At 60.9% G+C, this 8,479-nt stretch carries 9 protein-coding genes and 2 pseudogenes; 7 read left to right on the forward strand and 4 right to left on the reverse strand.

Going from position 1 to position 8,479, the window contains the following annotated elements; genetic code table 11:
- The 4 genes and pseudogenes from BUE15_RS20875 to BUE15_RS20890 all read left to right on the forward strand — a co-directional run.
- The coding region (locus BUE15_RS20875; RefSeq protein ID WP_139252478.1) for a transposase at positions 1 to 365 on the forward strand (365 nt) is incomplete at its 5' end.
- 22 nt (positions 366 to 387) lie between these two features.
- Positions 388 to 993 (forward strand): annotated as a pseudogene (locus BUE15_RS20880) (pyridoxal-phosphate dependent enzyme); the annotation flags it as partial.
- A 150-nt stretch (positions 994 to 1,143) separates the two neighbouring features.
- Positions 1,144 to 2,979, forward strand: coding sequence for a polysaccharide deacetylase family protein (locus tag BUE15_RS20885; protein ID WP_073289164.1), 1,836 nt, complete (start codon positions 1,144 to 1,146; stop codon positions 2,977 to 2,979).
- Positions 2,980 to 3,215: 236 nt separating this feature from the next.
- Positions 3,216 to 4,595, forward strand: a complete 1,380-nt coding sequence (locus BUE15_RS20890; protein ID WP_073289166.1) for an ammonium transporter — start codon at positions 3,216 to 3,218, stop codon at positions 4,593 to 4,595.
- Between the two features lie 185 nt (positions 4,596 to 4,780).
- Here BUE15_RS20890 and BUE15_RS20895 read toward each other — a convergent pair whose 3' ends face one another.
- The 4 genes from BUE15_RS20895 to BUE15_RS20910 form a co-directional block, all read right to left on the reverse strand.
- Entirely contained in the window at positions 4,781 to 5,575 is a 795-nt protein-coding gene (locus BUE15_RS20895; protein WP_073289168.1) for a ZIP family metal transporter, read from the reverse strand.
- A gap of 24 nt (positions 5,576 to 5,599) precedes the next feature.
- A complete protein-coding gene (locus BUE15_RS20900) occupies positions 5,600 to 5,872 on the reverse strand; it encodes a DUF167 domain-containing protein (protein WP_073289170.1) in 273 nt (90 codons plus the stop codon).
- A gap of 3 nt (positions 5,873 to 5,875) precedes the next feature.
- Complete coding sequence (locus BUE15_RS20905) at positions 5,876 to 6,076, reverse strand: hypothetical protein (protein ID WP_073289172.1); 201 nt, start codon at positions 6,074 to 6,076, stop codon at positions 5,876 to 5,878.
- Between the two features lie 150 nt (positions 6,077 to 6,226).
- Entirely contained in the window at positions 6,227 to 7,096 is an 870-nt protein-coding gene (locus BUE15_RS20910; protein WP_244536000.1) for an endonuclease III domain-containing protein, read from the reverse strand.
- 270 nt (positions 7,097 to 7,366) lie between these two features.
- Between BUE15_RS20910 and BUE15_RS20915 the strand changes: the two genes are divergently transcribed.
- From BUE15_RS20915 to BUE15_RS20925, 3 genes and pseudogenes are all read left to right on the forward strand, one after another.
- The gene (locus BUE15_RS20915) at positions 7,367 to 7,924 is read left to right on the forward strand and encodes a Riean_0653 family protein (protein WP_073289174.1); all 558 of its coding nucleotides are present in this window, start codon (positions 7,367 to 7,369) and stop codon (positions 7,922 to 7,924) included.
- 41 nt (positions 7,925 to 7,965) lie between these two features.
- A complete protein-coding gene (locus BUE15_RS20920) occupies positions 7,966 to 8,208 on the forward strand; it encodes a hypothetical protein (protein WP_139252479.1) in 243 nt (80 codons plus the stop codon).
- 44 nt (positions 8,209 to 8,252) lie between these two features.
- Positions 8,253 to 8,479: pseudogene (locus tag BUE15_RS20925) on the forward strand (hypothetical protein); the annotation flags it as partial.

Here is an 8,479-nt window from a genome sequence, read left to right on the forward strand (position 1 = left end):
GCGGGGCTAACGCGCACGATTCGACCGTGTTTGCCGAATTGCTCGATGCTGTACCGGCCGTGCGCCAGCCTCGTGGCCGCCCGCGCAAGCGCCCCGGCAAGCTCCACGCCGACAAGGGCTACGACTACCGTAAGTGCCGTGTGGCCCTGCGCAGGCGCGGCATCAAGTGCCGCATCGCCCGCCGCGGCATTGAATCCAGCCAGCGGCTGGGGCGGCACCGCTGGGTGGTGGAGCGCACCTTTGCCTGGCTCAACCGCTTCCGCCGCGTGCGCGTGCGCTACGAACGACGCGACGACATCCACTTGGCCTTTACCATGCCCGCCTGCGCACTCATCACCTGGAGAGCCGTTAAACGGTTTTGTTAGACACTCTAAAGAGGAATGCTACTGGTACGGGGCCGAAGTGCACCTCGTGGATGGCCTGATAAACGACTGCGCCGCCCGGGTGCGGGAAATCAACGCCAACGGGGAGCTGCTGGACGTTTCGACTCTAAAAGAGCCCTACCGCCTGGAGGGCAAGAAAACCATGGGCTACGAAATTGCTGAGCAGCTCAACTGGTCGGTGCCCGATGTGCTGCTGTACCCGGCCGGTGGCGGCACCGGCCTCATCGGCATCTGGAAAGCTTTCCGCGAAATGCAGCAGCTGGGCTGGCTGCCCGCTGACCTGAAGCTGCCGCGCATGGTAGCGGTGCAGGCCGCTAATTGCTGCCCGCTGGTCGAAACCCGCGCCGGGCGGCAGGCCAACTGCCACGCCTACATGGGGCAGCCCACCATTGCCAACGGCCTGGCCGTGCCGCGCCCCCTGGGCGAGCCGCTGATGCTGGAAGTGCTCAACGAGTCAAAAGGCCTGGCCCTGCCCATCACCGACGACCAAATGCTGGAAGGTCTGCGCGAACTAGGCAAGGAGGAAGGCCTGTTTGTAGCGCCCGAAGGTGCCGCCGTCTGGATGGCGGCGCGCCACCTGCTCAGCACCGGCTGGATCCGGCCGGAATAGCAGGTACTGCTGCTGAACACCGGTTCGGCGCAGAAGTACCTGGAGAATATTGTGGGGCGTTCCGTGGCTTAGCAGCTGCACCACGCCGGCTGTGGGCCATAGCGCAAGCGCAGGGTCGTACCTTTGGGGCCGCCCTCCCTACTGCCTGCTATGCGCATCCTGCACGTATTGTCTGCTAATTTTTTCGCTGGCTCGGTGAGCTACGCCGTGCACCTGGCCGAGGCTCATCGGCAGCAGGGCCACGAGGTCTGGCTGCTTTCCGATGCCGATGTGCTGCCCACGGCGGCCCATGTCGAGCAGCTGCCCATCAGCAACCGGCGGCACGCGCAGCGGCTGCGCAACATCCGCCGCATCCGGGCGCTGGTGCGCGAGCAGCAGATTGAGGTAGTGCATGCCCACTCCCGCGCCGCCAGCTGGGTGGCGTATTTCGCGTTGCTGGGGCTGCCGGTGCCGCTCATCAGCACGGTGCACGGCCGCCAGCACCTGCACGCCAGCACCCGCCTCTTCGATATGTACGGCGACAAAGTGGTGGCCATCTGTGCCAATCTGCGCACGCACTTGGTGGAGGAAGTGAAGATGCAGCCCGACAAAATCGTGCTGCTGCCCAACGGCGTGGCTTTCGGAGCGGAACCTGGGAGCGGAATTCGTTCTTCTGAGCTGCGGCTCTCGTTCATCGGGCGCTTCAATGGCGGCAAGGGCGAGCGGGCGGCGGCGCTGCTACAGCACGTGTTTCCCGCTTTGCTGGCCGCGCTGCCCACGCTGCGCATTGCCTTGGTCGGGGGCGAGCTGGACCACCTGCCGGCCGCTGGCAAAACGGCCCTGGCTGAGCTGCAGCAGCGCTTTGGCAGCCGGGTAGAAGTGGTGGGCTTTACCGATGACGTACCGGGCTGGCTGCAGCGTTCCACGCTGGTAATAGGAGCGGGACGGGTGGCTATTGAGGCGCTGGGGGCCGGTGTGCCGGTGCTGGCGTTGGGCGAAGCGGGCAGTGAAGGCATCGTTACGGCCGAAACGTACCCCCAGGCTGCCGCTTCCAACTTCGGCGACATATCGGCGCTGCTGGCTCCGACTACCGTGGACTATGAGGCACTGCTGGCGCAGGTGCGGGCGTTTCTGCAGGCCCCTGCGCCCGTGCCAGAGGCGCTAACCCAGCGCGTGCGCGCTGACTACAACCTGGCCCGCATTAGCAGTGAGGTGCTGACGCTGTACCGCTCGGCGGTGATGAAAAAGCGGGTGCCCGGCTTTATTCCGGTGCTCATGTACCACAAGATTCCGGACGAGCCGCTGCAGACCAGGCACCGCATCTTTGTCACGAAGGACCGGTTTGCGGAGCATCTGCGCTTCTTTCAGCAGCAGCGTTTCACGCCCATCACCTTCCTCGATTATCTGGCTTTTGCCAACGGCGACAAGAACCTGACCGACTTCCCGGCCCGGCCGCTTATCCTCACCTTCGACGACGGCTACCTCGACAACTATACCAATCTGCTGCCCCTGATGCAGCAGTACGGGTTCCGTGGCGTGCTCTACCTGCTCGGCAACCCCGCCATCCGGCACAATTACTGGGACACCGACCACGACCCTGCCGAGCCGCGCAGCGAGATAATGGACGAGGAGCAGAAGCGCGCTTTCGTGGCGGCCGGCTGGGAAATCGGGGCGCACACCATGAGCCACGCACGCCTGCCGGAGCTGCCGCTGCCTGATGCTGCCCGCGAGATACAGGAAAGCAAAGTGGCCCTGGAACAGGCACTGGGCACCCAAATCGTTTCCTTCGCCTATCCCTATGGTGCCCTGACCGAAGCCAACAAGCAGCAAGTACGCGAAGCTGGCTTTGCCTTCGGAGTAGCTACCGACACCGGCGGCCTGCGCATCGAGGACGACCGGTTTCAGGTGTTCCGGGTGAACATGTTTCCCGAAGAAACCCCCGCTACGCTGCGTAAAAAAACGTCGTCGTGGTACCGGCAGTATTACCGCTGGAAGCGCGGAAAATAACCTCTCTACACAAGCACACGCCTTTTCTGCACCGATATTTCTGTTTACAGGTGTAGAAGGAGCGTGTGCTTGTGCGAATTTCAATATTTTGAAAAACTGCCTGTTGTTTTAAGGGTGCCTATTATGTGTTGCTATGATAAAAATGAATTAAGGCCTAATAAATGAAGGGTATTTGCTGTATTTTGTAGTATTTATTTCTATTTTGGCATATGATTTAACACTTAGCTGCTTTGCTGATGCCTCTTTCCTCAAACAAGCTCACCAGCCTGAGCATGTTCACGCTGGTTTCTGTGGTAGTGCTGGCAGGTGTGGCGGCATTTGTGGAAGTTCCGCACCCGGCGGCGGCGGCTGGCTCGCTTAATGCCGCCGATGTTGCCTGGATGCTTACCGCCACCGCCTTTGTGCTCATCATGACGCCGGGGCTGTCGTTCTTCTACGGCGGCATGGTGCGGCCCAAGAACGTTATCAGCACGATGCTGCAGAGCTTTGTGGCCATGGGCGTGATTACGCTGGTGTTTTACTTCGTGGGCTTCTCGCTGGCCTACGGCGACTCCTGGCACGGTCTGATTGGCAACCCGTTCACATTTGCCATGCTGCGCAACGTGGGCACGGCGCCCAATCCGGCGTTTGCGGCCAGCATTCCGTTTGTGCTCTACTTCGCGTTTCAGCTGAAATTCGCCGTCATCACGCCCGCCCTGATTACGGGCTCCTTTGCTGAGCGGGTCCGTTTCAAAGGCTATCTGGCCTTTATGGTGCTCTTCACGCTGTGCATCTACAGCCCGCTGGCCCACTGGACCTGGCACCCCGAGGGCTTTCTGCGCCAATGGGGCGTGCTTGATTTTGCGGGGGGCACGGTGGTGCATATTTCGGCCGGCATTGCGGCGCTGGCGGGTGCTATGGTGCTGGGGCGCCGCTCAACTCATGTGCGCAAAACAGTATTTTCTACGCCCAATGTGCCTTTCGTGCTGCTGGGTACGGGCCTGCTGTGGTTTGGCTGGTTCGGCTTCAATGCCGGCTCCTCGTTGGGGGCCAATGATGTGGCGGCGCTGGCTTTCGTGAATACCACGCTGGCTTCGGGCGCAGCTCTTACAGCCTGGCTGCTGGTCGAAACCGTGCACGGCGGCAAGCCCACCGCGCTGGGCGCCTGCATCGGGGCGGTGGTAGGGCTGGTGGCCATTACACCGGCCGCCGGTTTCGTGCAGTATGGGCACAGCGTGTTTATCGGCGTCATTTCCTCGCTGATCAGCTACGGCGCCGTGCACTGGAAAAACCACCGCACCACCCTCGACGATACGCTGGACGTGTTTCCCTGCCACGGGCTGGGCGGCATCGTGGGCATGCTGCTCACCGGGGTTTTCGCCGATAAAGTGGGCCTGATTCATGGGACGGCCACCGTGTTCGGCTACCACGTGCTGGGCCTGCTGATTGTGGTCGGCTACTCTTTTATAGGCTCCTGGCTGCTGCTGAAGCTGACGGACCGGGTGTTCGGGCTGCGCGTGAAGCCGCAGGAAGAAGAGCTGGGCCTCGACCTGAGCCAGCACGAGGAGTCCACGTACCATGTAGATGAAGAATTTGAGCGTACCTACCGCCGCGAGCTGGTGGAGGAAAGCGCCTAGGTACCATCGGGGCCCTGCGGCCCGGATGTGTTTGGGGGAAGGGGAGAGAAAAAGCCGTCAGGGGGGAATCTGACGGCTTTTTCATGTTTGGTAGTATGCTGGGCGGAGCGAGGGACCTTCTCACGCCGGAACAAAACCGTTCAATAGGTAGAAGGTACTGCGTTCCGCTCAGGATGACAGGCGTTTTACCCCATCTTGCTCAGGAAAAAAGACACCAGAAAGCCCAGCACCGTAATCAGGCCGGTGAAGTTGTGGGCCACTTCAAAAGCCTCCGGAATCATGGTATCGGCAATCATGGCCAGCACCGCGCCCGCCGATACGGCCATGGTAGCGGCCACCACCTCGTTGGAAAACTGGCTGAACACCGTGTAGCCCAGCAGTGAGGCAGCCCCCGACACCAGCGCAATGCCGGCCCAGAGCAACAGCACATAGCGGGCGGGCCGGCCGGCCTTGCGCATACCGGAGGCGCTGGACAGGCCTTCGGGCAGGTTGGAGAGGAAAATAGCCACCACAGCCACCATACTCACGGCGCCGCCGGCCAGCATACTCAGCCCAATGACAATGCTTTCCGGAATACCATCCAGCAGCGCCCCAATAGCCAGCGCCAGCCCGTTGTCGTCGCCGGCGTCGTTGCCCTCAGTCTGGCCTTGCTGCACGGCGGCCCGTTCCTGGCTTTGGTGATGGCCGGAGCGTTTGCGGTGTTTGGCGCCGTGCCGGGCCAGCAGCCAATTAGCCAGCGTGAAAGCTGCCGCGCCACCCAAAAAACCCAGCGCCGTGGCCGTGAAGCCGCCTTTGTGGTAGGCTTCTTCCATCAGCTCCAGCGAGAGAGTTGAAATCAGGACGCCGCTGCCGAAGGCCATAATGGCCGCAGTAAGCCGTTGCGGAACCTTGGCATAGTAACCAATGGCGGCGCCCAGCAGCAGCGCGGAGCCCGATACCAACCCCCAGAATCCGGCTTGCGCCCAGGTAGGAAAATTCATAGATAGACAGAAAAATGGATCAACTCAGGAGGCTGCAAAAGGCGCAAGCGCTGCCCGCACCTCTTCATCGGAGAGGCTGGCCAGCTCCACTTTCTTAAACGGAGCCGTGTGCCCGCCGAGCAGCGTGACGTGGGACTTTGGCAGCCGAAACACCTCAGCCAGATACGCCAGCAGGCAGGCATTGGCCTTGCCATCCTGCGCCGGCGCGTGCAGACGCACCGTCACGGTGCCATCGGGGGCTAGCTGGAGGGCATTCTGGCGGGAGTTCGGCTTGGCCCGCAGGTGCAGCACGGCCATCGGCTAGGCCGGGTCGTTGTAGGCGTCGTACACGTTCCAGGCCCAGATAATGAAGGGCACCACAATAGTCCAGGCCAGCAGAAACCCAAGAATGCCGCCCACGGCCCAGATGAGAAAAGCCTTCAGAATCTGGCCTTTGATGAGCTGCCCCAGACCGGGGATGAAAAACGAAAGCAAAGCCGGTACGCCGTAGGTGGGTTTCATTGTATGTCGGTGAAGAGGTGAATGGTGATGAGGTAAATGGTGGTGAGGTAAGGAGTGGCAGAAGGGACGTGAATAATGAGTTGGTGGTGAAGTGAAAGGCAGGGGCGCTTGCACTTATTCACCCCTATCTACCTATTACCTCATTACCATTCACCTCATTACTCCAACCCGGGCCTGCCCGAACGGGCATTGGTCGAGGATGACGCAACGGCCGCAGGCGGGCGTGTGAAAGTAGCAGCATTTCTGGCCATGAAACATGAGGGCCTCGTGGTGGTCGTAGACCTGCTGGGCGTCCCAGTCGGGCGGGAGCAGGTCGGCGAGCAGCTTGTGGGCTGGTCCTTCGCCCACCTTCGGCCCGATGAGGCCCAGGCGTTGCGCCACGCGGTGGTGGTGGCTGTCCACGGGCATGGCCGGAATGCGCAGCGTGCTGAAGAGCAGCACCGCCGCGCTAGTTTTCGGCCCCACACCCGGAATGGTTTCCAGCCAGGCCCGCGCCGCCGGAATGGGCAGCTCGGCCAGAAACTGCAGGTTGCAGGGGCCATTGCAGCGCGTCGTTACCTCGTGCAGCACGGCCTGCAGGCGGGGTGCTTTCTGCTCGGGCCAGGTGCAGGCCGCAATGGCTTCCTGCACTTCGGTGGTAGGGGCATCGCGCACTTCTTCCCAGGTTGGAAAGCGCGCCCGCAGCTGCTGGTAGGCTCGGTGCGAGTCGTGGTTGCGGGTGCGGTGTGAGAGCAACGCGCTGATTAGCTCACTGAGCGGGTCTTTGGTGCTGAAAAACGGAAACGGCGCGCCGTACTCGGCGCACAGGCGCGCGTGTACCAGCAGCGTCTTTTGCTGGCGGCCTTCGAAGTCGGCGGGGGCAGGGGCGGGGAACAGGGAGGGCTTCACGTCGCTGCTTACGAAGCGGCGGAAGCGCGGGTTGGTGGCGGAGCGGCGCACCGGCCAAAAGTCCGTAGTCGCGCCCCGTTCCTGGCCGAAAGCAGCCAACAGAGGCTTGTTTCGATCAGCAGACAGCCACATTTCCCCGATTTTTAAAGTCTGATTTGACTACATTATTTTTTCACACCTATATAGCTAAAGTACAAAATATCCCTATACTTATACCCGTTACCGCCTCCTATTCCTACCGCCGCTGCCCGCATCTATCCACTACCGCGCCGGGCGACGCTGCTCCTGCCTTCGCACACCGTTTGCCCCTGCTTCCCGCGTTGCTGTTGCTGCCGTTTCGGTGGCGGGTGCTGGTGTGTGTCTGGGGCTTTTTCGTTGAACCTTCTTTTCCTTGCTTCTGCTATGAAAACTTTCCTATTCCTCCTGCTGGCCCTGCTGCTGACGGCCAGCGCCTGCAAGAAGGATTCCCCGGAAGCCGGCCTGCCACCCGCCACGCAACGGGGTGCCAACACCGGGGGCTGCCTCATCAATGGAGAACGGTTCGTGGCTATGGGCTGGGGCGGCAGCCTACTGTCTAATCCTATTCCCCCATTAGGAGGGGGCTTCTTCTATGATAGCCTTTATTCTTTAAGGATAAACGGAGTGTACCAAAATCAGAATACCACGCTTACGCTATTTTTCCGTTCGCAAGCCCTCGGTACTCATTATCTAAATCAAAATACGCTTTCCTTAGATCAAGGTGGACTGAGAATTGAAACGCTCAATCACGCTACACTTATGGCTAGCGGCCCAAGTGAGTTATATATAACTAATTCGCGAAATACAGGAATCATAATATTGTCATATGCCAATAAAACTAATGGCATCTCTGCTGGCACGTTCGAGTTTACAGCGGCCAGCCAAGCAGACCCAGCTAAAACCATCACCATTACCCACGGCCGCTTTGACCGCAAACAATAAGCTTCCATCTCTTTCCTGTCCTTCACTTTACCCCCTTTTCTATGAAACACGTCTATCTGCTTCTTTACTGCTTGCTGCTTAGTGGAGCGGCGATGGCCCAGCGTCCGCTCGTGGCCACGGCCGCCGCCCCCGGCGTGCCGCCTGTGCAAGCAGCCTGCGCCGAGCCGGTGAGCGGCTTTCAGGCCCACGCCGACAGCAGCTTTCTGCCCCTCGACAAAAGCCAGATTCCCACGGGCCTGCTCTACGACCGGGTGTTCCCGACGGGCCAGCCCGGCATTCACTAGTAAACCCAGTTGTCCTTTCCCAACCCTTTTCCACTTTTCTAGTGATGCCCACATCCTCCGACAACCTCGACATCACGCTCACCGACGCCGACCTGAAGCGCATCAACGACGCGCTGGATGCCCTGGACGCGGCCCTGGCCCCGGTGCTCATCACCCTCACGGGCAAGCAAATCCAGCGCCTGCCCAAAGCCTCCGACGCCTCGCTGCCCTTCATCGAGAAGGCCCTGGACCTGGCCGAGCAGCAGCCGCAGTTCGCGCCCGGCTACGTGGA

This window comes from Hymenobacter psychrotolerans DSM 18569 (assembly GCF_900142395.1).
In the GTDB taxonomy this organism is placed as follows: domain Bacteria; phylum Bacteroidota; class Bacteroidia; order Cytophagales; family Hymenobacteraceae; genus Hymenobacter; species Hymenobacter psychrotolerans.

Excerpts from the sequence above, each read along its gene's own strand:
- BUE15_RS20910 (WP_244536000.1), bottom strand. The coding sequence starts at position 7,096 with ATGTGGCTGTCTGCTGATCGAAACAAGCCTCTGTTGGCTGCTTTCGGC.
- BUE15_RS20885 (WP_073289164.1), top strand. The coding sequence starts at position 1,144 with ATGCGCATCCTGCACGTATTGTCTGCTAATTTTTTCGCTGGCTCGGTG.
- BUE15_RS20900 (WP_073289170.1), bottom strand. The coding sequence starts at position 5,872 with ATGGCCGTGCTGCACCTGCGGGCCAAGCCGAACTCCCGCCAGAATGCC.
- BUE15_RS20895 (WP_073289168.1), bottom strand. The coding sequence starts at position 5,575 with ATGAATTTTCCTACCTGGGCGCAAGCCGGATTCTGGGGGTTGGTATCG.
- BUE15_RS20915 (WP_073289174.1), top strand. The coding sequence starts at position 7,367 with ATGAAAACTTTCCTATTCCTCCTGCTGGCCCTGCTGCTGACGGCCAGC.
- BUE15_RS20920 (WP_139252479.1), top strand. The coding sequence starts at position 7,966 with ATGAAACACGTCTATCTGCTTCTTTACTGCTTGCTGCTTAGTGGAGCG.
- BUE15_RS20905 (WP_073289172.1), bottom strand. The coding sequence starts at position 6,076 with ATGAAACCCACCTACGGCGTACCGGCTTTGCTTTCGTTTTTCATCCCC.
- BUE15_RS20890 (WP_073289166.1), top strand. The coding sequence starts at position 3,216 with ATGCCTCTTTCCTCAAACAAGCTCACCAGCCTGAGCATGTTCACGCTG.